The sequence below is a fragment of the Vibrio sp. 2096 genome, from assembly GCF_033339595.1.
GTDB classification, from domain to species: domain Bacteria; phylum Pseudomonadota; class Gammaproteobacteria; order Enterobacterales; family Vibrionaceae; genus Vibrio; species Vibrio alginolyticus.
Window position 1 is genome coordinate 522,680 of the sequence record NZ_JAWOUX010000002.1, and the last position, 23,519, is coordinate 546,198.

The 23,519-nt window shown below is 43.9% G+C and carries 11 protein-coding genes; 10 read left to right on the forward strand and 1 reads right to left on the reverse strand.

The window, feature by feature from the left end; genetic code table 11:
• Nucleotides 1-35 precede the first annotated feature (35 nt).
• From R7Q41_RS05685 to R7Q41_RS05730, 10 genes are all read left to right on the forward strand, one after another.
• Nucleotides 36-12,176, forward strand: a complete 12,141-nt coding sequence (locus R7Q41_RS05685; RefSeq protein ID WP_318144408.1) for an Ig-like domain-containing protein — start codon at nucleotides 36-38, stop codon at nucleotides 12,174-12,176.
• The gene (locus tag R7Q41_RS05690; RefSeq protein ID WP_258494239.1) at nucleotides 12,173-14,344 is read left to right on the forward strand and encodes a type I secretion system permease/ATPase; all 2,172 of its coding nucleotides are present in this window, start codon (nucleotides 12,173-12,175) and stop codon (nucleotides 14,342-14,344) included. The genes R7Q41_RS05685 and R7Q41_RS05690 overlap by 4 nt, the downstream gene beginning before the upstream one ends.
• Nucleotides 14,341-15,654 carry an HlyD family type I secretion periplasmic adaptor subunit gene (locus R7Q41_RS05695; RefSeq protein WP_021033865.1) on the forward strand — a complete coding sequence of 438 codons (1,314 nt, stop codon included), beginning with the start codon at nucleotides 14,341-14,343 and terminating at the stop codon, nucleotides 15,652-15,654. Before R7Q41_RS05690 ends, R7Q41_RS05695 begins: the two co-directional genes overlap by 4 nt.
• 15 nt (nucleotides 15,655-15,669) lie before the next feature.
• Nucleotides 15,670-16,983 carry a TolC family outer membrane protein gene (locus tag R7Q41_RS05700; protein ID WP_258494240.1) on the forward strand — a complete coding sequence of 438 codons (1,314 nt, stop codon included), beginning with the start codon at nucleotides 15,670-15,672 and terminating at the stop codon, nucleotides 16,981-16,983.
• Nucleotides 16,976-17,596, forward strand: coding sequence for an OmpA family protein (locus R7Q41_RS05705; protein ID WP_054574113.1), 621 nt, complete (start codon nucleotides 16,976-16,978; stop codon nucleotides 17,594-17,596). The genes R7Q41_RS05700 and R7Q41_RS05705 overlap by 8 nt, the downstream gene beginning before the upstream one ends.
• Nucleotides 17,586-18,428 carry a hypothetical protein gene (locus tag R7Q41_RS05710; protein ID WP_054574114.1) on the forward strand — a complete coding sequence of 281 codons (843 nt, stop codon included), beginning with the start codon at nucleotides 17,586-17,588 and terminating at the stop codon, nucleotides 18,426-18,428. The genes R7Q41_RS05705 and R7Q41_RS05710 overlap by 11 nt, the downstream gene beginning before the upstream one ends.
• 178 nt (nucleotides 18,429-18,606) lie before the next feature.
• Nucleotides 18,607-19,380, forward strand: a complete 774-nt coding sequence (locus tag R7Q41_RS05715) for a DeoR/GlpR family DNA-binding transcription regulator (RefSeq protein WP_025766712.1) — start codon at nucleotides 18,607-18,609, stop codon at nucleotides 19,378-19,380.
• Between the two features lie 11 nt (nucleotides 19,381-19,391).
• Complete coding sequence (locus tag R7Q41_RS05720; protein WP_167415181.1) at nucleotides 19,392-20,432, forward strand: oxidoreductase; 1,041 nt, start codon at nucleotides 19,392-19,394, stop codon at nucleotides 20,430-20,432.
• Nucleotides 20,429-20,899 (forward strand): heme-degrading domain-containing protein, encoded by a 471-nt coding sequence (locus tag R7Q41_RS05725; protein WP_053350586.1) that lies wholly within the window; start codon nucleotides 20,429-20,431, stop codon nucleotides 20,897-20,899. Before R7Q41_RS05720 ends, R7Q41_RS05725 begins: the two co-directional genes overlap by 4 nt.
• Nucleotides 20,900-21,083: 184 nt before the next feature.
• On the forward strand, nucleotides 21,084-22,661 hold the full coding sequence (locus tag R7Q41_RS05730; RefSeq protein ID WP_005389121.1) for a sensor domain-containing diguanylate cyclase: 1,578 nt from the start codon (nucleotides 21,084-21,086) through the stop codon (nucleotides 22,659-22,661).
• 51 nt (nucleotides 22,662-22,712) lie between these two features.
• On the opposite strand, the gene R7Q41_RS05735 is transcribed toward R7Q41_RS05730, so the two are convergent.
• Nucleotides 22,713-23,270 (reverse strand): DUF3750 domain-containing protein, encoded by a 558-nt coding sequence (locus R7Q41_RS05735; protein WP_064353879.1) that lies wholly within the window; start codon nucleotides 23,268-23,270, stop codon nucleotides 22,713-22,715.
• Between the last annotated feature and the right edge of the window lie 249 nt (nucleotides 23,271-23,519).

The window sequence follows — 23,519 nt, forward strand, 5'->3', positions numbered from 1 at the left end:
ATACTTAAAGTTCGTTGTTTCATATGGGGCGAATTATGCAGCCAATACTCTACATTCAAATCGGTAATGTTCTTTGGGCGGTTTTAAGTGACGGTTCTTGGATCCAAATGTTGCCCAACGAACAATTAGTTCCAGAAGTAGAGGTGGTTGTTCTTAATACTGACATTCTCGATATTGCATTTAATGAAGATACAACAAGTGAGGATGAATCGAGTTCGAATGATCTTTTAATTGCATCTCAAAACGGTATTGAATCCACTTTTAATCAGAGCGTTCGAGATTTTAGTGAGTCTTCTGGTGGGTTAAGTTTTGTTGCCTATATTCGCGCTGTTTTACCTGAGCAACTCGTTTCTAATGGCTATGTTACTAGGCCAGCAGTGCAAGAAAGAGAGAACCCAACTTCTGAGACTCAGGCTCCTGAGCGGTTGAATCCCGATGCTATATTAACGGTGGATATTCTTGATGGCGGTGATGGATACGAAAACCAGTTTGAAGTTCCTAGTGTCACGATTCAAGGTGACGCACTCAAGATAAGCGATGAGTGGCTTGTTACTATCACCATTACCGACAGTCTCAATAATTCCATTACTGTTACAACGACCGTAGAGAACGAGGCTTATACCCTATCAGGCGTTGATCTGTCTTCTCTTGCTGAAGGGCCGCTCACGGTGACTTCTATGGTTTCTGACATTTATGGCAATAACCTGAACGCCGTCGATACGACCATTAAAGATACGCTTGCAACGGTGAACGTCAATTTTGATGGTGGAGGGGATGAGTATTTAAATCAGTACGAAATCGCGACTACTCGCCTCGAAGGGACGATTGAAAACATTGAAGATGGCCAGCGTATCCAAGTTACGGTAACCGACTCGTTAGGAGCGGTCATAAACTTAGAAACGGTGGTGACTGGTGGAAGTTGGTCTCTGGACGACGTTGACCTTTCTGGGTTGTCTGAAGGTACGCTGACCGTTGTTGCTGAGAGTATAGATATAGCGGGCAACCCTGCAACCAGTGAAAACACCATCATCAAAGATACGCTCGCAAGTGTGACGGTGGACGTTGACGATGGCGGAGACGGCTATTTAAACATTGAAGAGCGCCAATCTGTCACTTTGTCAGGGCAAGTCAGTGATGTTGAAAATGGTCAGACGGTCTCTGTCACGGTTCAAGACAGCTCAGGGGTGATGCTCTCGTTCAATACCGTTGTCGTTGATGGTATGTGGCAAGTCGAAGGGGCGAACTTATCCACGTTAGCCGATGGGGCGTTAACCGTATCAGCCTCCGTGAATGATGTGGCGGGCAACCAAGCGAAAGCGATGGATGAGGCTACGACCATAGATGCCACTGCTCCCACCATTGATATCGATACGGATTTTTATATTAGCGGTGGTCTTGCCATTGATGATTTCCGTGAGGGTATAGTCACGGAAATGAGAGGAACAACCAGTGGTGTAGAGCAAGGTCTGGCGGTGACGATTCGGGTAAGTGACGGAGACAGCACGCTGAATTTTACTGGCCTTGTTGATGCGTCAGGTTCGTGGACAGTAACCGCAATTGACGTAAACACTCTCAATCTAAACAACACGTGGACCATTGAAGCAGAAGTGTTGGATGCCGCCGGCAACCACGCGGTAGATACCATGCCGACAATAGTGCTACCCGGTTCAACGGTATTTTCTGAAAACATCGTTGGATTTTTTGGTGAGCAAAGCTGCTCGGCAGCCATCAACATAGAAAATGGTGTGCCAGCACTGCATGCAGAGCAACCAAGTTTGAGTGCGCTTACATCGGTCGGTCAATCTATAAATGTTGTTGTTGCAGAAGATGGGTTGAGCTTACAAGGAACATCGACTGACGACCGATTAGTTTTCTCTGCAGAGGTCAATGATGATGGTACGGTTCAAATTACTTTTTATGAAGCGATTGATCATGGTGTAGGTCAAGATGAGCTGGTGACTAACGTATTGGTTGAAAGCACTCAAAGTGATGCTGACGGTACACAAGAGGCTGTTGTGGCTCCCCTAGAAATCGTCATCAGTGATGCCGACCCAGTGATCGCAAATGAGTCATATAGTGTAACCGAAGGCCAAGTCATTTCTGGCAATGTACTGGAGAATGACATTGATATTGATGGTGACTTGTACATTCGATATGTCAGAGCCGGAGGAGAGATCCAGTCTGTCCCTGATGGTGGCTCAGTAAGTTTTAGTCTAGAGAAGGGTGAATTAACCGTATTTTCAGATGGCTCTTGGCAGTTGAATGCCAGTCGCAACTTAGATCACACGGTTGAGCAAAGTATCGTATTTGATTATCTCGCAGCCGATGATTCAAAAGATTACGGTGTAGCAACCGCAACTATCGACATTATAGATGGCCAAGCGGGTTATGTAGGCAGCGCTACTATAAACACAGCAGAAGTACCTCTGGGAGAGGCATTATTAACCACCGAAGGCAGTGTTAATGTGATTGCTGGCTCTGATAACCCTGATCCGACTAGTTTGTATTTTGGTGGGGCATCCATTACTAAGTTAGAGGCATTAGGGCTTACAAGCTCAGTCTCTGATAATGAGCTTAGCTACACGTTAAGTTCCAGTGGAAAGCAAATCACAGCATTTGCCAATGGTGTGACTGTATTTACGTTAACATTGAGTGGCATTGAGTCGGGTAACGATGTACTAGCTTCAATCTCGCTTACTCTTGATCATCCTATCGATCAATTCAATAGTAGTGATACGGTAACCTTCCCGCTGACCATTGGAGGGACAGATCTAGACTCCACACCGCTTGTAGAGAATGAAATTGATTTCGTGTTGAAAGATGGTGTTGATCCTACGTTGAGCAACTTGACTGTTGTTGCAATGGAGGAGATTAATCTAGAAAGTGGGGCAATCTTTAAGACAGGGAGCCTTCAACTCGATATCGGGAGTGATTATGTTGACTCTCTTCGATTTAGCGAATTAAACCAGCCCACATTAGTGAGTAGTGAAAGTGAGTTGCTTTACCGTCTGTCTGATGACGGTACGACAATTACTGGCTATATCTTAGAAGGTGGGGTGGAAGTAAATATTTTTCAATCGAAACTATTATCCACATTACCTGTAGAGTCGAGTAGTGAAATAGAGTATTCCTTTGAATTATATCGCTCTTTCGATCTGTCAAAAGATCAAATCCTGGATATACCATTGTTAGTTAATGCAACAGATTCAGACGGTGACACCACCTCCGTAACATTGGATATTACCTTAGAGGCAATTGAAGGTTTGAACGATGATGCCTCTTTAACGGTGGATATTCTTGATGGCGGTGATGGATACGAAAACCAGTTTGAAGTTCCTAGTGTCACGATTCAAGGTGACGCACTCAAGATAAGCGATGAGTGGCTTGTTACTATCACCATTACCGACAGTCTCAATAATTCCATTACTGTTACAACGACCGTAGAGAACGAGGCTTATACCCTATCAGGCGTTGATCTGTCTTCTCTTGCTGAAGGGCCGCTCACGGTGACTTCTATGGTTTCTGACATTTATGGCAATAACCTGAACGCCGTCGATACGACCATTAAAGATACGCTTGCAACGGTGAACGTCAATTTTGATGGTGGAGGGGATGAGTATTTAAATCAGTACGAAATCGCGACTACTCGCCTCGAAGGGACGATTGAAAACATTGAAGATGGCCAGCGTATCCAAGTTACGGTAACCGACTCGTTAGGAGCGGTCATAAACTTAGAAACGGTGGTGACTGGTGGAAGTTGGTCTCTGGACGACGTTGACCTTTCTGGGTTGTCTGAAGGTACGCTGACCGTTGTTGCTGAGAGTATAGATATAGCGGGCAACCCTGCAACCAGTGAAAACACCATCATCAAAGATACGCTCGCAAGTGTGACGGTGGACGTTGACGATGGCGGAGACGGCTATTTAAACATTGAAGAGCGCCAATCTGTCACTTTGTCAGGGCAAGTCAGTGATGTTGAAAATGGTCAGACGGTCTCTGTCACGGTTCAAGACAGCTCAGGGGTGATGCTCTCGTTCAATACCGTTGTCGTTGATGGTATGTGGCAAGTCGAAGGGGCGAACTTATCCACGTTAGCCGATGGGGCGTTAACCGTATCAGCCTCCGTGAATGATGTGGCGGGCAACCAAGCGAAAGCGATGGATGAGGCTACGACCATAGATGCCACTGCTCCCACCATTGATATCGATACGGATTTTTATATTAGCGGTGGTCTTGCCATTGATGATTTCCGTGAGGGTATAGTCACGGAAATGAGAGGAACAACCAGTGGTGTAGAGCAAGGTCTGGCGGTGACGATTCGGGTAAGTGACGGAGACAGCACGCTGAATTTTACTGGCCTTGTTGATGCGTCAGGTTCGTGGACAGTAACCGCAATTGACGTAAACACTCTCAATCTAAACAACACGTGGACCATTGAAGCAGAAGTGTTGGATGCCGCCGGCAACCACGCGGTAGATACCATGCCGACAATAGTGCTACCCGGTTCAACGGTATTTTCTGAAAACATCGTTGGATTTTTTGGTGAGCAAAGCTGCTCGGCAGCCATCAACATAGAAAATGGTGTGCCAGCACTGCATGCAGAGCAACCAAGTTTGAGTGCGCTTACATCGGTCGGTCAATCTATAAATGTTGTTGTTGCAGAAGATGGGTTGAGCTTACAAGGAACATCGACTGACGACCGATTAGTTTTCTCTGCAGAGGTCAATGATGATGGTACGGTTCAAATTACTTTTTATGAAGCGATTGATCATGGTGTAGGTCAAGATGAGCTGGTGACTAACGTATTGGTTGAAAGCATTCAAAGTGATGCTGACGGTACACAAGAGACGGTTGTGGCACCGTTAACGATTACTATTTATGACTCTGATCCGGTGATTAGAGATGACACATACTCAGTCGCAGAAGATCAAACAATTACGGGCAATCTACTTGAAAATGATATTGATCTTGATGGAACACTTTATGTGAAATTTGTAGAGGCTGGCGGGGAGCAGAAGTCAATTCTAGAGGGGGGATCCGTAAGTTTTAGTTTAGAAAAAGGCGAATTAACCGTATTTTCTGATGGCTCTTGGCAGTTTGATGCAGGTCGAAACCTAGATCATTCGGTCGAGCAAAGTGTTTCTTTCAGCTATTTAGCTGCAGATGACTCCCAAGACTATGGCTTGGCTAACGCGACGATTGATATTAGTGATGGACAAGCAGGTTACGTAGGCAATGCGACTATAGACGTAACAGAAGTCCCTTTGGATGGCCCGATATTGAACTCTGAAGGAACTGTTAATATTGTCGCGGGATCTGACAATCCGGATCCGAGTAGTTTGCATTTCGGTGGGTCATCTATTACTAAGTTAGAAGCATTAGGGCTTACAAGCTCAGTCTCTGATAATGAGCTTAGCTACACGTTAAGTTCCAGTGGAAAGCAAATTACAGCATTTGCGAATGGTGTCACTGTATTTACGTTAACGTTGAGTGGCGTTGAGTCGGGTAACGATGTATTAGCTTCAATTTCGCTTACTCTTGAGCACCCTATCGATCAATTCAATAGCAGTGATACGGTCACTTTCCCGTTGACCATTGGTGGCGTAGATTTAGATGCCACACCGCTTGTAGAGAATGAAATTGACTATGTTCTAAAGGATGGCGCAGACCCAACTTTAAATAATTTGAATGGGGTAGAAGTAAAAGAATCTGATCTCGCAAATGGAGGTGTGTTGAGCTCAGGGAATTTTCAAGTTGAGGTTGGCAGTGATTACCTCGAATCTTTGTCGTTCATCGTCTCTGAACAACCCTTGTTGACGAGTGGTGAACAAGTTGTGCTTTATCAAGTCTCTGCGGATGGCAAAACACTTGATGGTTATATTCTTGACGAAGATGGGCAAACTCAGATTCCCATCTTTCAAGCTATCCTCAATGCTTCTTTACCTATTGATGCAAATGGCGACATTACCTACTCCTTTGAGCTTTTTCAGGCTCTCGACCAACAAGAAAATACTGATCCAAACGTACCTCTCGTTGTTACTGCAATGGACTCAGACCAAGATAACACGTCGGTCGTTTTAGACATTAATGTGATAGATAACGACAATGGACAAGCGCTAATCAATAGTGGCAATGTCGAGTTAACCGAAACACCTGTCGATACAAACATTGCTCCTGATGGGGTTTCAGCCATAGCGAATACGGATGTGATAGTTACGTCATCATTCGATCCGATTGTGTATCTGGGTGTTGACATAAATGATGGAGATACTGTCAAAACTACGCTTGGTGATGCTGTTACTTATAACGGAGAGGCTGTCACTTGGTACGATAACAATGATGGAAGCTTTGACGCAATTTCAGACACTGGAGACGTTGTATTTAGGGTCACGTTACCTAGTGACTTCTCTTTGCCATCAAATGATACGTCTACCGTTAATGTAACTGTAGAGCTTTATCACTCGCTTGACCATGTTTTAGGTGATGGGACGCAATTGTCGATCTCTATGCCCATCGTGGCGAGAGATTCTGATGGAAGCGAGATCTCTACGGAGTCCAACATACAGGTCTATGATGGCTTGTTTCCGGAACTAGTAATTACAGAGGGAATCACAGTCAATGAAAGCGGGTTGAATGATGATTCGCTTGATTCTGGCATCGAGGGCTCGTCACCATCCATTACGCTAGTACAAGGTTCAGACTCTATCGCCAGTGTGAGCGTGAATATCGATATGTTCAATGCGCTCGGCTATAAAACAAGTAGTGGCAGCCTGGTTGCGCTTGATTCACCGGACTCGAATGGTTGGTTATATGCAAGAGATGAAAGCGAGCAAGACGTCTTTAGAATTAGATTTAATACCGATGGGACTGTCGAGTTTGATCTATACCGTGCACTTGAACACGATGAACCTGACGGTGTTCCAGCGGACGAGAACACATTAGAACTCAGTTTTTCAATTTATGCCGTTGATAAGGATGGCGACCAGTCTGAAGCTGAGATATATACCGTTAGTGTAGTGGATGATATCCCCGAAGACACAAGCTCACCAATAGAAATTGAACTTACCGAGGGGGATGAGTTTTCGGGAAACTGGTTTAGCAATAATGCCGACTTAATCAGTTCAGATGGCACGTTGATTTCAAGTTTGACCTATGCAGGTGAAACATACGATACGGCGAGTTCGGTATTTAGCAATGATGCTTGGACCATCGATTTAATCAATAGTAGTGATGGTAACTTAAAATATGGAACGCTGACTATTGCTCAAGATGGGACATTTACGCTAACTACCGAGCTTATTGTTAATACGCCTGTAGGTGGTTTGCTTGATGATCTAACGATAACTGTGACGGATGCAGACGGTGACCAAGCAAGCAGTGAAGCTCAATTAATTCTTGATGATGCTAGGGGCTTTATTCGAACCGTTAATGTAGATACGTTAGAAGATAATGGCGCGAATAATAGTGGAGACCCTACGCCAGTCGCGTTACCGATTAGAGTTTCTCCTGGGGATACGGAGAATAATGAGCGTGTTGAAGCGATAAGGATCTCTGTTGAATCTCTACAAGGAGGGGCTCTGTTTTTAGACGGAGCGCGCCTTGAAGATGATGATAATGACGGATTTATTAGTCTTTCTGGTACAGAGCTAATGGGGGTGGGTATATTCACTGTTCCAAATGGTGATCTCACTTATCAACCAGCACTAAACCTGTCGGGCAACACTATCAAAGTTTCGTTAGCAGTGTCTGCATTAATCGTATCTGATGTCGAACCAGATGGTTTTGTATTACAAGGCAATAATACGTTAAATGTTAACGTTTTACCGGTTGCAGATTTGCCAGAGTGGTCTAATGATTCGGACTTTTCTTATCAAAGTGTTGAAGATTCCGCTGAATCACTTTCACTCAATATTGTCGCTGAAAAGTTTGACCAAGACGGTTCTGAAACGCTCCACTACCAAATTTCGAATATTCCAGATGGACTTATATTAACACTTAACGGAAGTGCTATTGAGGAAGGGAAAGCGTATAGCCAATCCGAGTTAGATCAAATTGAAATCACATCTAACGAAAACTTAGCCGGAAGATTTACTTTTGATGTAACGGCAGTAACGACTGAGTCGGGTAGTGTGTTTGCCGATGAGCAAGATAAAACAGCGGAGATCACTGAGCAAGTTGTTATCGATATATCTCCAGATGCCGATGTGCCTACGCTGACCGTTAAAAACATTCAGGGGCTTGAAGACCAAGCGATTGACTTAAAAGATTACATCCTAGGGCGGCTCACTGACACAGATGGCTCGGAGTCTCTTTCTTATCGCATAGAAGTTCAAGATGGTTGGACATTGCCTGTCGGAGCTGGGATTACGCTTATCGGTATTAATACCTACCTAGTGACCTCCAATGCTCTAGCCAATTCAGAGGCGTTACTTCAACCAAAATCGGATATCAGCTCATTTACTGAATCTCTATCCCTTCAAGTAACCGCCATTTCAACAGAGTCGACTATTGATGGCTTAGCACCTCTTAATGAAACCGCCGAGAGCCAATCTGCAACCATTGACATTAAGCTAAAAGGCGTGGTCGATGAACCAATTGTCCTAGATGGTGGACAGGGGAATTGGCAATATGATCAAGCGACTAAAGTAATTAGTAATCTCTCTACGTTAGACGAAGATAACCTGATACAACTGGATTTTATCATCCAGACATCAGACGACGATCTATCAGAAGAAATTAATATCTTGCTTCAGAACATCCCTGTGGGAACACAACTGACAGATGTAAATGGTGACCCTATTGTTCTTCCAATTGCATACGTGGACCCAATAACGGGGCCAGTTTATCAGGTCTCGAACGCTGTTCTTGAAAACACTTACCTCAAAACAGAGCAAGATTTTAGTGGAACACTGAGCATGGATGTTATCGTCGTTTCAACAGAGCCGGATGGTGATTCTGCTGAAACCCCTCTTAAAGTGGAAATGGAAATCTCACCTATTGTTGATCAAACTGACGGCCAAGAATTACAAAGCAATGGTATTGAGGACAATTTCATCACACTAAATCTTGAGCCTGTCGTTAATCAAGATATAGATTCTAGTGAGTCCTTGACAGGATACACCATTGTATCCATTCCAGATGGCTTAACGCTTTACTTTGATGGTAATGCAGTAGAGGAAAGTAACTTACCGTTAGAGCTCAATGAACTACTTGATGGTAGCTCGGCAACATTATCTGAGTTGTTAAACAGTGGACGAATCACTGTAAAAGCTAATGAAGACCTAAGTGGGACATTTAGCCTGGAAGTTCAGTACGAAGTGACAGACACGTCTCCGACGATGGAGACTGATGTAAAGGCAATCAATGGCTCTTTGAGCGTCGTGGTTTCTGGCAAAGTGGATATTGGTAATGAAGATATTGACAAAACACGTTTAGAAGGCGCGACTGAAGTATTCACAAGTACGGATGGGTCTGCTGTCGACGTGAGTGGAGGCATTACATTTACAGAAGCGGATATTGATGGTTCAGAGTATCTCGATTACATCGTTTTACAGATACCGCAGGGTCAAGACCTCATTGTTACTCATCCGAATGGTGCTTCTCAAGATGCCGATGGGAACTGGCTGATTCCAATGGAAGGAATCACAAGTGATAGCGTGTTGGAAACCGCTCAAGATTTGCTTGCTAGCGCATCGATTTATAGCCCATCTAACACAGAGATACTTGATGTGAATGTGTTAGCGTATGTTCGAGATGGAACGGATGCTCAATACATCACAGGTCAGTTCCAAATTCAAATTACTGGCCATGAAGGAGATGGAGACCAGTGTGCTGATCCTGGTGAACCAGGAAGCGTTCAAAGTGGGGATATTGTAGGTAAAGAAGGTGAAGATGTCTCAATTGGGGCGTTTTTAAACCCTGATGTGGCGAGTAGTGATGATAACTTAGTTTCCTTCTTTGTCGCCGCAGATTCTTTACCTGAAGGAGTCGAGCTTACTGGCGAAGGGGTGATACCTGCTTATGATAATGCGGGCAATCTGTTGGGTTATTCAATTTCTAGCGCTGGATTGTCTTCCTTGACGCTTACTGGCGTGGATGAGGACTTTGCTGGATGCATTACTTTCAATTTAGAAGTGACAGAAACGGCCCCATGCGATGGTGACTCGAAAACAACCTCTCAGACCATTACGGTACAAATCTCTCCTGCTGTCGATGATATCGCGATAGCACCAAGCCAAGTTACGGTTCAAGAAGATACTATAACCAACCTGAATCTTGCTCTTGTATTGGGCGATAGTGAAGGGCCAATGCAGTCCATTACTGGAGAAGGTGACGCAGCGACTGGCCTTGAAAGTGTCAATTGGGTTTCTTTATCTGTATCTGACGAGAATGCGCGGTTTACTGCCGTGGACCCGAGCCTACTCATTGACAACGGTGATGGAACATGGGTAGTGACAGATGCTACGCGTCTAAACGAAATTCAGCTAATCCCACCTGAAAACTACAGTGGAGAGTTTGTTATTTCCGTTGACGCAAACATTACTGATGAAGTCACGGGAAGTTGTTTAAGTACTGACAGTGCGAAAGATACTCAAACTAAATCAACAGAAGTTACCGTTACCGTTGCCCCAGTGGTTGATAAAGCGGTTCTGGAAACAGAAGACGTAGTTGGTGATGAAGATAATTATATTTATTTAGGAAACTTATCTGCATCACTAATCGATCAAGATGGTTCTGAGTCGATGTCTTTGGTCATGACAGGAGTGCCAGACGGAGCCGTGTTGGTTTGGGACAATAATGGGACGTTCGAATTACTCCCTAATAACGGTTCAACGGATGGTGAGAGCAAGGAGTGGCAGTTAACTCAAGCACAACTTGATAAGGTTTACTTTCTACCGCCACTAGATTTTAGTGGGGATATTCCACTAACACTGCAAGCTATTACCCAAGAGTCTGGATCAAACGACTATAACTATACCACTTCTCAGTTCAACGTCGGCGTAAAACCGATTGGCGATGATGTATCGTTGAATACAACCTCTAACACGTTCACTGGAGATGAAGGTGATTCCATTTCGATTGACTTTTTAGCGAGCGGTTTTGAAACAAATAGCAACGAATATATAGAAGTGTCGATGTTGATCAAAGCAAGCTCTGAACCCTCTGCATTGGAAGGCTTAGGTAGGATTCGTATCGGGACTCAATTCTCATCCTTTACCTTCGATGACGCGGGCAATGCCGTGGCGACGGTATTAGTGCGAGCAAATGAAGTGTCAGGTTTGGAGTTCGTTCCCAAGGATGCATTTGGAACGATGGATGTTGCTCTCAATGTTAGAACGTTTGATCAAGCGATAGTGTCAGGGAAACTCGAAACCGATTTTGGAGATGTGCAAAGCACCGATCTAACCATTGTTGTTACCCCTGAAGCTGATGAGCCAACACTAACGGCCGATTATCAGTCTATTGTGTCTGAAGCGTCTGGGAGTATTCCTTTGGGGTTGAGCATGAATTTGGTCAATCCTGCACCCGAAGAGTTTGGAAGTGTGGAGATTCGCGGATTACCAACAGATCTAGAGTTGAGTCATGGTGAAAGATTGAACGGCATTTATACTGTTGATCAAGAGGATGTCGCTGATCTTTCCATCGTTGGCGGGTTTAGCGGTGCAAGTGATTTTACGTTGTCGATAAAACCGATTGCAACACTGGGTGCTACAGTCGCAGAAGGTGCTGCTCAGACAGTCAACGTTACCTTAGTGGAAGAAGGGGGCCAAACTTTACTTGCGACAGATGCTAATGATTTGCTTATTGGAGGAAGTGGCAGCGATGTATTCCAGTTTGACAGTTCAGGGCTCGGTAACGAGTTAAAGCCCTCGTACGATGTGATCAACGATTTCCAAATATCCGTTATTGGTGATGATAATGACACAATTGACATCGCCTCGATAATCACCGCTACCTCGATAACAGAAGTCGATAATAAGCTCGATTTAACAGAGAATGATGATGGCGTAACGCTTCACATAAAACCAGAAGAGACGGGGACAAAACAACAGATTCTTATGCAGGGCGTCACTCTCGATCAGCTTTACAAAGGTGACTCGACTGGCGTAGCCGAAGAAAATGTCTTACAGAAGATGATTGATGACAACAACTTGCTAGTAGGTGGTATGTCATGAAGCATCACTCATCCTCATCAAGTGAGCTGACTAACGATCCTTGGGGGCAATCGTTAACTTGGTTGATGCGTTATTTTGAAGTTAGACACCATACAAAAAAGGTGCTTTCTGGATTACCTCTTGCTGAGGGTAGATTGGATAGTAACTTATTCATCAGAGCCGCTGAGCGAGCCGATCTTGAACTCACATTAATCGATTTAAAATCCACCGCAATGTTGAGCTTTCCATTGGTGGTAATCAATAGGAAGACGTTACAACCCGCTATTATATCTGAGCGACATAACAGCGATTATCAAGTCACGTTATTTAGTGAAGACCAGAGTGAAACGCAATACGTTACGAGCGAGGAACTGCAGAATCAATTCCAGCCTCAAGCATGGCAAGTTTCTATGCGTCCAGAGCTGGACAAACGGATAAGTTCTATTCAAGCGGATTACAATGAACATTGGCTTTTCGCCGTAGTGAAAGAAATGTCTCCGTGGTATCGAGATCTTTTGATTGCCTCTTTCCTTATCAATATGCTAGCGCTAGTTATTCCGCTTTTCACTATGAACGTTTACGATCGTGTAGTGCCTAATCAAGCTTTCAGTACATTATGGGTTTTGGTCGCTGGTGTCTCCGTCATCATTATTTTTGATTGGCTATTGCGTAAAGCAAGGGGAGTTGTCACTGATACAGCGGGTAAGTACATCGATAACAAGCTTTCTTCGATACTTTTTTCTAAAGTTATGGGGATGAAACTTGAACACCGTCCTGCATCAGTCGGTGCATTCGCTCGACAACTACAAGATTTTGATAGTGTTCGCGATTTTTTTACTTCTGCATCTCTTGTGACCTTAGTTGATCTCCCATTTACGTTGTTATTTTTAGTCTTAATAGGTTGGCTAGGTGGGGCAATGATGTTCATACCTATTGCCGTCATGTTTATCCTGCTGATCCTTGGCTTTGCGGTAAAAGCAAAAATAGAACAATCACATACGGAAAGTGCTGCACTATCCATGAAGCGACAAGCTCACTTGTTTGATTCATTGTCCTCTTTAAAAGAGATTAAGCAAAATAACGCTACGGGAGAAGCACAAAAGCGTTGGGAGCAAACGGTATCCATGCTTTCTGATTGGCAAAATCAATCGCGAAACTATTCGAATATCGTTGCTTACTCCATTCAATCTAGCCAGCAGATAATTACCGTAATGTTACTTGTAACAGGCGTGTACAGAATTTCTGAGGGATTGCTCAGCATGGGGGGGCTCATTGCTATTGTCATGCTTAGCGGTCGTGCTGCAGGGGCGATTAACCAGTTAGCTATGTTGTTACTTCGCTATCAACAGACAAAAACAGCGGTTGAAGGCTTAAATTCTATCATGTCTTTACCTCAGGAGGCGCAACGCAGTCAGGTCATTACGTCTGCCGAATTTACAGGGAATATACGTTTAGAAAACGTGAGCTTCCAATACCCAGATGTTGATATGCCATGTTTGAGAGATATTAATCTTACTATCAAGCAAGGCGAACGCGTTGGCGTTATTGGTAGTGCAGGAGCAGGAAAGTCAACACTCCTTTCCATTATGACCAATCAACTAAGTGCCTCACAGGGCAGCGTTTATTTCGATGACATTGACAGTCAGCTTTGGCCTGCCGAATTGATAAGAGAGAAAACGGGTTGGGTTGGCCAAGATTCGCATCTTATATACGGCAGCATTATGGAAAACATAGTATTAGGACATCATGTTATTGATCAAGAACGATTACGCCGTGCGATAGAATTATCGGGTTTGAACCAGTACATGAGTCGCCTTCCTCATGGTCTAGAAACGCAAGTCGGAGAAGGAGGGCGTTATTTGTCGGGGGGGCAAAGGCAAGCTGTAGCGATTTCAAGAGCTTTTTATCGAAACCCAACAGCATTAATTTTAGATGAGCCAACCAGTTCCTTAGACCAGCCTGCTGAGAATGCATTGTTTAATGCTCTCAAATCGTTGCCGCACTCGACGACGATGATTATTAGCTCTCATAAACATTCCTTATTATCGCTTTGTGATCGAATTGTTGTGCTTGATAAAGGCACAATTTTGAGGGAAGGAGCGCCCCAAGAAATTTTTGCTAAACAACAGTCTAACGCGAAGACGAACAGAGTACGCGCAGTATCAATTGTACGCGAAGGAGGTCAATGATGAGCACAGTTCGTTGGAGTAATGCTCATTTAGCAAACCGTTCGAGAACGTTGATTTGGTTGTCTGCCGCGTTAGTGCTAAGTGTGATTATTTGGGCCTCGTGGGCGAGGTTAGACGAAGTGGTTGTCGGCGAAGGAAAGGTTGTTCCTACTTTGTCTGTTCAGACGATTCAGAGCTTAGAGGGAGGCATTCTAAAGGAGTTACTTGTCATGCCTGGTGAAAGCGTCACTAAGGGGCAAACCATCGCTATTCTGGATGATACAAGGTTTAAGTCGACCTATTCGGAGACCTCTGAACAAGTTGAATCTTTGCTCGCCAGAAAGCAGAGGCTTCAAATTGAATTAGAAACGGTAAAAGTGAATAGCCTCCAACTGGATTGGAAACAACAAGTGAGTATCGAGCCTCAGCCATTTGATATTTCGATGACCGGCCACTCTGCCTATCTGAATGCCAAAGCAAACTATCTTGAGCGGTTGAGCCAACTGGAGTCTGAGCTGGAGGAGGCTAAATTGCGAATTGAGCAACAATCGCAAGCTTATCTAGATACCTTGAATACCATTCAAACACTAAAAAGCAGTCTGGTTATTGTCTCGAAAGAGCGAGATATGTTGAGAGAGGTGGTTTCTAGTGGCGCGGTGGCTGAAGTGGAATTATTAAAACTGAATAGAGACGTTATAAAGCTCAAAGGAGACATCGCGAGTTCACAAGCTGCTGCCCAAAAGCAAAGGGCTGTGTATTCTGAATCCATCGCAGATTATCGTGGTACTGCGCTTGCTTTTAGGGCAGAGGCACAAGGGCAGCTCAATGAAGTTGTGACGCAACTAGCGCAGCTCAATGAAAGTCGTCAGGCGATTGCGGATCAGTTGAATCGAACGCAGTTACTTTCTCCGGTCGATGGAACCATCAAAGATGTTTTTGTCAGAACCATCGGAGGTGTGGTTAAGCCGGGTGAGCCTATTTTAGAAATAGTCCCTCGTAATAGCACGTTAATCGTTGAAGCGAGAATTTCTCCTCAGAATATCGCCTTCATAAGGCCTGGCCTGCCGGCAACGGTAAAGTTGTCTGCCTATGACTTTGTCATTTACGGAGGTCTAGAAGGAGAAGTGACCTACGTAAGCGCCGATGCACTTCAAAATGAAGAGGGCAATGCCTACTACCGTGCCAACGTTACTTTCAAGGTTGATGATAAGTTTACGATCATCCCGGGAATGCAGGTTGTGGTAGACATTCTTACAGGAGAAAAAACAGTACTGAATTATTGGTTAAAACCTATATTACGTGCGAAAGAGAATTCGCTCAGAGAAAGATAGACATAAGGATATAAGATGCGGCTTAAATCAACGTTATTGGTCTTGTTTGCAGTATCATCGTCGCCAAACGCTTTGACTTTAGAGGAGTCAGTTACGTTATCTCTCGATAGCTCCCCCAGTTTGCTTGCTCGCTATTCTCGCTATGAGTCGATGGTACGAGACCGAAATGCCATAAATGGTTCATTTCTTCCTCAGGTTAATTTGTATGCAGCAGCAGGGTACGAAGGTACTCGATATAACAACGGAAGCTACATCGACAGTGAAGATAGAACATTAGAAAGAACGGAGATGGGCGTAAGAATCTCCCAACTGTTATTTGATGGATTTAAAACAAGTGCTGATGTTGATCGCCTATCTTACGAGGCTGAAGCTGAACGCTTGGACTTATTGGCATCTGCGGAAAATGTTGCATTAGATACTGTCAGAGCGTATGTGGATGTTTTACATGCCCGAGAGTTGATGAAACTGACAGAAAGAAACCTAAGTGAACACCAAGAGATCTACCGTTTCATTCTAGATAAAAAAGAAAAAGGTTTAACCAGCAACTCCGATTTAGCACAGGTTTCTTCGCGTGTCGCGACAACACAGTCCTCATTGATTGCCGCCCAAAACAATCTTTCCGATGCTAGAACAAGATTTGTACGTTTGGTTGGTCGAGCGCCGCAAAACTTAGTTGAGCCTGTTTACCCGCAGGAATTGCTTCCGAATAAGCTTGACGAAGCACTCAAACAAGCGGTTAGGTTGCACCCATCCATACAGTCGGCGATGAAAGATTTAGAGGCGGCTCGACATGAAGTAAAAAGAGAAAAGGGGGATTACTACCCAGAGCTCAAGCTTGAGCTGTCAGCCAACAAAACAGACAACGTGGATAATATTGAAGGCATTAACGAAGATGCAAAGGTTATGCTGACGGTCAACTACGATCTTTTTAACGGCTTTTCTACAGACTCCCGAGTGGAGTCATCTGCCTGGCGAGTAGAGGAGGCGAGGGCTATTCGAGCAAATGCAGAACTAGATGCGAATGAAGGTGTAAGGCTGGCATGGGACGCACATACATTGCTTCAACAGCAAATGGAGTTTTTAAAAGTCAACGTTGATGCGGCGAAAGTAACTGAATTAGGGTACATCCAGCAGTTCAATGTAGGGCGACGCAGTTTGTTAGATGTATTAGATGCCAAAGTTGAAACGTTTGTTGCGAGACGGAACTATACCCGAACAAAGTACGATCATTTGGTTGCCACTTACCGTTTATTCAACTCGATGGGGATTCTGACTTATGCGTTGCGAGTTGAGTATCCAGAGAACTGGAAGGAGAACAATAATGGATAAATTCGCAGTGACGAGTCTTCTAGTTTTTATGTTAGCAGGCTGTGCTGAATCACCGAATACGACGTTGACCACTTACCAGTACAACGACCTTAAAGACAATGATAGTGATGGCGTGATAAACCAACGAGATAACTGCGCAGATACGCCAAAAGGTGTCGTTGTTGACAGTGAAGGCTGTGCGAATTGGGTCAACGACTCGCAGACACACCTGATCAGTTTTTTCTTTGCGATGGATGAGCATCAGGTAACGTCATCTCATGATATGCCGCTAAGCGAGTTGAAAGCATTGCTTCAGAGTAACCCAAATGCGCAAGTCATACTGATAGGAGACACAAGCCCTGAAGCGTCACTCGAATACAACAAAGCGTTGGCAAAGAAAAGAACGGCAGCTATACGAGAATTGCTAGTGAGAAACGGCATTCAAGACAATCGAATTGAAGAGCAAGAGTTTTATCAGAATACGGCATTGACGGTACAACTAAAAAAACGGGAAAGGCGCACAATTGCTGTTGTAAACACGAAAGCTGAAAGTACTGAACAAGCGTGGACTATATTTAGTTCGGACAGCGAGTTGACACCTAATTCGAAGTTGGAGTTGAATTATGAAAATTAAAGTCTTGCCTTTCCTTGCTCTAACTTCATGTTTGATTTCACCGCTGGCATTTTCTGACTCTGAGGCTCGAACATCGATTTTTGTCGAACCAGAGATACTAGAAACGATAGAAACATTGATAGATGAGCCAAATGTAAATGTAGCGCTTGCATCTCAGTCTGGTGGTTTTAACGACATGCTAAATGACGGAACCTCTATTGCGATCACATCTAAGAAATGGTCAGATGAAAACATCTCCCGATTTCAACGAGAAAGAGGCCACAGGCCTACACGTTTGTTTTTAATGGCAAACGCTATTGTCGTAATCAATAGTCAAAAGAGTACGGTAGATAGTTTTTCCGTTAGTGAATTGAAACGCTGTGATGCAAATACGTATGCTTTCGGGGAGATGCGTTTAAGTAACCCAGATGTGAGCTCTAATGGTTGTCAATCATCGATTCAAATGCTTGATGAAGACCGATTGAAACGGGCTTTAAGCGACGACTTGTCAGCCAAAGCTTATATGCGATACTCCGATTTTAAATACTCAGAACAGTGGTCGAGCTACAAGGCTCTCTCTGTTCATCATAATGATGACTCATGCTCTTTGAGCACAGATTGTATCTATTCTCTTCGCTATCCATTTTCCGTGGTCTATTACGTTTATATAAATAAACAATTCGACACTAATCAGAAGATCAAAAAATCAAAGCTATTTGAACTCCTTACAACCGACCACAATACACAACAAGTACGAAATGCTGGGTTTATTCCACTACCAAAAGCGCTTATTAAAAGAAATAGAGTGAAGTTAGGGCTAGATGAGCCAGTTGTTTTAAATGGGTATAAATAAACTTCATACGCCTAACTATGTGGGCTTGAGTGAACGTACCGCCCTAGGAAGTTTTGCCTTGCTGCTCATTTATCTTTGGTTAACCTTTGGTCAATTGAGTTGGTTGTAAGTGGTTTTGTTGGTAATTTTTCTATTATTGTGGCAAGTTTACTTAAAACCACTTAAGTGAATTTAAGTTATGACACAAGAAGAAAGACTCGTAGCACTCAGAGCGAAGCTGGAGCAGCAAAACAAAGTAACGTTGTCTGAAGTTTGTGAGTACTTTGGTATCTCGCGAGATTCAGCTCGTCGAGACTTAGTTAAGTTGAGTCAGCAACCTGGGTTACAAAGAATACGAGGTGGTGTCATGCTTGCGCCGATCTCTTCCCATACCGAGGCATACGCGAGTCGACCCGTGAGTGACGTTAAACATCGACTAGCTCAAGCTGCCGCAGCGTTGTTGGATGAGCGCGACCATCTTGTTATTGATACCAGCACCATTTTGTCTCTGCTCCCACTCTATGCAGGAAAAGCACATTGTGGAGAAAACAAGCTCAACGTCGTCACTAACAGCATTGATGTACTGACCGCTGCTGAAACAAACGACACAATGGACGTTTATTTCTTAGGCGGACACTTTGACCCTTATGCCAGAGCAGTTTTAGGGGCGCAAGCAGAGCAGCAAATGCAGCAGTATCACGTGAACAAAGCGTTCATTGGCGTGTGTGCATTGACATCCCGAGGACTGACAACAAATAGTTTGTTAGAAGCAACAATGAAACAAGCGATGATTGCTCAAGCTCAGCAGGTCATCGTCGTTTGTGAATCCCGAAAAATTGGTAGCGACAATTTCCACCACGTATGTGATTTGTCAAAGATCGACATCATTATTACCGATCATCCCCCTCAATCAGATTTTCAACAACTCCTCGATCACAATGATATTGAATGTATTGTTGTGTCACCGAAATAAGGAATCTTAGAATGGCTTACGATCCCGTAAAAACCGCTGTGATTGGTTACGGATATTCAGCAAAAACGTTTCATTTACCCTTCATTAAAGCGCTACCAAATTTAACGCTGAGCGCGATAAGCTCTCGTCAACAGGAGGCGGTTCAAAATGATTGGCCAGATGCTAAGTGGTTTTCTGATGCGAATACTTTACTCGATGATAGTGATGCAGAGCTCGTAATCATTACTGCGCCAAATGACGTACATTACGAACTTGCAAAGCGTGCGTTGAACAATGGGAAACACGTCATCGTCGAGAAACCGTTTGTTACTCGTATAGAAGACGGTAATGAACTTATCGCCTTGGCGGAAGAGAAAGGTCTGGTGCTGAGCGTTTTTCACAATAGACGTTGGGATGGAGACTTTCTCACGGTTAAATCTCTTATCGAACAAGGTAAGTTAGGTGATATAAAGCTGTTTGAGTCGCACTTTGATCGCTACCGTCCTGAAGTTCGTCAACGCTGGCGAGAGCAGGCTCAAGATGGCGGTGGTATTTTATTCGACCTTGCTCCTCATCTTCTCGATCAAGCATTGGTGTTGTTTGGCTTGCCAGATGCGATAGACGCACAATGTCGAATGATGCGCCCGGGTGCGACGACGATTGATTATTACAACTTGATACTTCATTACCCTGAGCATATTGTGCACTTGCATTCAAACTTGTATAGCCCAGAGCCGAATCTCCGCTACAAAGTATTGGGTACGGAAGCTAAATATGAAAAGTTTGGATTAGATCCTCAAGAGGGCTACTTAAAAGAAGGCCGTTTGCCGGAAAACGATGCTTGGTCGGAAGAAGATGAGGCGTTATACGGCGTCCGTTACGACGAAGACGGTGCGCAAACTATCAAAACGGAGAGAGGCGCGTACCAAGCTTACTTTGTTGGTGTGGCAGACGCCATTCGCTTGGGCACTGATAACCCGGTTCCTGCCGCTCAAGCAGTACAGAATATCGCTCTGATTGAGATGGCATTGGAAAGCAGTAAAACGGGTAAAACGATTCAGGTGAAACCATGAGTTTGACGCTTGAACTCGTGGCCCTGCAAGAGCATGAACTTCAGTTGGCGGAATTTAATCACCATATTGCGTGGTCTATCGGCCTCGCTCTAAAAGAAGAGGCTGAAGCTCGCGGCGCGGCTGTTGCTATTGAGGTTTACGGCTTTGGACAAACGCTATTTCAATACGCGATGGCAGGAACCTGCGCTGATCATTTAGATTGGGTCCGTAGGAAGCGAAACTCAGTATTAAGGTATGGCCACAGCTCTTACTATCTTTCTCTGTACAACAAGCAAAAGCAACGTGATTTCGAAAATCAGCCTCATCTCGATGCTCGTGAGTACTGTGCTCATGGTGGCGCGTTCCCAATTCGGCTTTCTGGGTCTGGTTTGGTTGGGGTTGTGACGGTATCGGGTTTACCGCAGTTAGATGATCATCAGCTAGTTGTGGATATATTAAAAACGATGATAGAGACAAAACCCTCTTAAACGCCAAATATGAAAGTAGCACGGTTCTTTATCGTGCTACTGAATTCTCTTTTTAGCTCATAAAGTGTTCTTTAATGTGAGCAAATATTAACATTGATCCCAACTTACTACCTGAAAATCAAATCAATTTCATATAACCTATACGCTCATTCATATAGAAAGCCTTCAAAGTTGGCCATTGGCAATGTCTTTTAGAAGAAAAGAAAAACTCAATCTTAGAAATCTTATTGTCACCCTATGTGTGTTCAGTGTGCTTGTCACTTTGATCAACGCATTCTACTCGATTTATCGTGTTCAAAGGGATCTCATCATCAATAACACGTTAGAATCAAACCGTGTTTACGCCCAAAAAATGTCTGAAATGACAGACTCTTTCATAGAAAGCTCAATGTCGCAGCTAAAATACAGTGCGAACGTGCTAAAAGACAAGATGCATGACGCTCAGCTTCTTGATAAAGAGGCTGAGAGATTAAGAACGCAAACCAAATCATTTAACTCTGTGGTTGTCGTTAATGCAAAAGGGGTTATTATTTCCGTATCACCTGAAACACTTCAGGTGAAAGGTGTAAGGTTAGTGGGTGAAAGAAAACGCCAATCTTTAAACGCTCAAGCACCAGTTGTTACTGAACCATTTATATCGCCCGCTGGAAATTACTTGTTAACCATCTCATACCCTATATTTTCTCAATCTAATGAATATTTAGGTTATATCGGCGGCACTATTTATCTAGAAAAAGAAAATATTCTCGCAGAGTTACTCAGCCAGCACGCATACAAAGATGGTTCTTTCCTTTACGTTGTCGATGAGAGTAACACTCTGATTTATCACCCAGATCAATCGAGGGTTGGTGAAGTAATCGACGATAATGAAGCAATCAAAGCGGTGACGATGGGGCAGAGCGGCAACAAAGAAATTGTTAACTCTCGCGGCGTCGAAATGCTTGCTGGTTATGCGCCAGTAAAGTCATCAGGATGGGGAATTGTTGCTCAGCGCCCGAAATCGATGACGTTATCTGTGCTAGATGAACAGATGTGGAATGTTTTCCTTAAGTCGATTCCAATTGGTTTATTAACTTTGTTGCTAATTTGGTTCTTGTCCCTTCTTATTTCTAGACCACTTTGGCAGTTAGCGGGTGCTGTGCGAGGTGTCGAAGAACATTCATCATCTATCGATGATCTCAAACTGGTTAAGTCTTGGTATTTTGAGGTCTCACATTTGAAGCTTAGTTTTCTTAAAGCATTTGGTATCGTGTCAAAAACCATTGATAAGCTGCAACTGGATACATTAACAGATTCGATGACTGGATTATTGAATCGACGTGGATTAGATAAAGTTCTTGGTTTGTTTAAGCAGGAAAATACCGCGTTCTCTGTTTTGGCGCTAGATATTGACCACTTTAAGAGCGTAAACGATAACTATGGCCATGACGTGGGTGACAACTTACTTAGAGAGTTTGCGCAGTTAATGAAAGACCAAGCTCGCTCTAATGATCACCTGTGTCGTTCTGGCGGTGAAGAGTTTATGATGTTTTTGGAAAAAACAGACGTAAACCACGCTATGGATGTTGCAGAGCGTATTAGACACAACGTGGAACAACATGACTTTCAGGTGGTTGGTAAGGTCACGGTTTCGTTGGGCGTTTCTCACTGGAAAGGCAATGACACACCAATTGAAGCGGTAATGAAAGACGCCGATAATGCACTGTATAAAGCGAAACATAATGGAAGAAATAGAACGGAGTTGGGTGACGACGCACAATAGATATTGCGCTTTATGCTGAACATAAAACGAGCCAGTGACTAATCTTTGCTGTTAATCGCTGGCGTAACCGCTACCAATTGCGCGAAACGGCAAGTTCAGCTCTAATTCTGGAATTTGTTTACCCACCCAAGCCGGAAATGTATTGCTATTTGGCCCTGGAAACAGCGTATATTCTTCAGCCCAAGGGTATTGGTTAATAACACTTTGTATTTTAGGGATAAGCTGGCGGGCCTTTTCACCTTGTATGGAGAGGATCTTTTCTGGTTTTGCACCATACCAATATCGATCTGGCGTCCCAGTTTGGTACTGATATAGAGCGGGTTGTCCGCGATTCACTCTCCAGCCGACTACTTCATACACTGTATATTCGTTCGCATTTTCAGGCTTTATTGCAAACCATGTATGAACGGCAAACCAGCCTCGCCAACCAAACGCGTCTGCGGCGTAAAACTCAATCACAGCATGCTTAACATTGGAAGGATCGGGTGCGATACCCGCAGGTTCTCTGCTTGCGGTACGCCAATCTCCTTGAGTGCATCCACCCAGCATAACCGCGATTGACATGAGCCAAATTTTCACAAGGTGAGTAAAGTTGAGAGGGTCTTTCATTTATTGCTCCTAGACCAACCGATGTTGGTAACGCTCTACTGATTTTAGCTATAAAAACGTGGCAAGCCTGATTGTTGAAATCCTCTCCTTATTAAAAGAGAGAGGGAAGTTAGTGCCATAATTCCAGTTCATACGTAATAATAAGGTAAGCCGATTTGTAACATGTGGCATAGACGATGCCGTATTTCTCGAACGATTCATCTAGTTGCGTATGAAAAAGTAAGAGGTTGTATGTATTCCTTACACGGT

Excerpts from the sequence above, each read along its gene's own strand:
- R7Q41_RS05720 (WP_167415181.1), top strand. The coding sequence starts at position 19,392 with ATGGCTTACGATCCCGTAAAAACCGCTGTGATTGGTTACGGATATTCA.
- R7Q41_RS05715 (WP_025766712.1), top strand. The coding sequence starts at position 18,607 with ATGACACAAGAAGAAAGACTCGTAGCACTCAGAGCGAAGCTGGAGCAG.
- R7Q41_RS05685 (WP_318144408.1), top strand. The coding sequence starts at position 36 with ATGCAGCCAATACTCTACATTCAAATCGGTAATGTTCTTTGGGCGGTT.
- R7Q41_RS05725 (WP_053350586.1), top strand. The coding sequence starts at position 20,429 with ATGAGTTTGACGCTTGAACTCGTGGCCCTGCAAGAGCATGAACTTCAG.
- R7Q41_RS05730 (WP_005389121.1), top strand. The coding sequence starts at position 21,084 with ATGTCTTTTAGAAGAAAAGAAAAACTCAATCTTAGAAATCTTATTGTC.
- R7Q41_RS05710 (WP_054574114.1), top strand. The coding sequence starts at position 17,586 with ATGAAAATTAAAGTCTTGCCTTTCCTTGCTCTAACTTCATGTTTGATT.
- R7Q41_RS05705 (WP_054574113.1), top strand. The coding sequence starts at position 16,976 with ATGGATAAATTCGCAGTGACGAGTCTTCTAGTTTTTATGTTAGCAGGC.
- R7Q41_RS05700 (WP_258494240.1), top strand. The coding sequence starts at position 15,670 with ATGCGGCTTAAATCAACGTTATTGGTCTTGTTTGCAGTATCATCGTCG.
- R7Q41_RS05735 (WP_064353879.1), bottom strand. The coding sequence starts at position 23,270 with ATGAAAGACCCTCTCAACTTTACTCACCTTGTGAAAATTTGGCTCATG.
- R7Q41_RS05690 (WP_258494239.1), top strand. The coding sequence starts at position 12,173 with ATGAAGCATCACTCATCCTCATCAAGTGAGCTGACTAACGATCCTTGG.
- R7Q41_RS05695 (WP_021033865.1), top strand. The coding sequence starts at position 14,341 with ATGATGAGCACAGTTCGTTGGAGTAATGCTCATTTAGCAAACCGTTCG.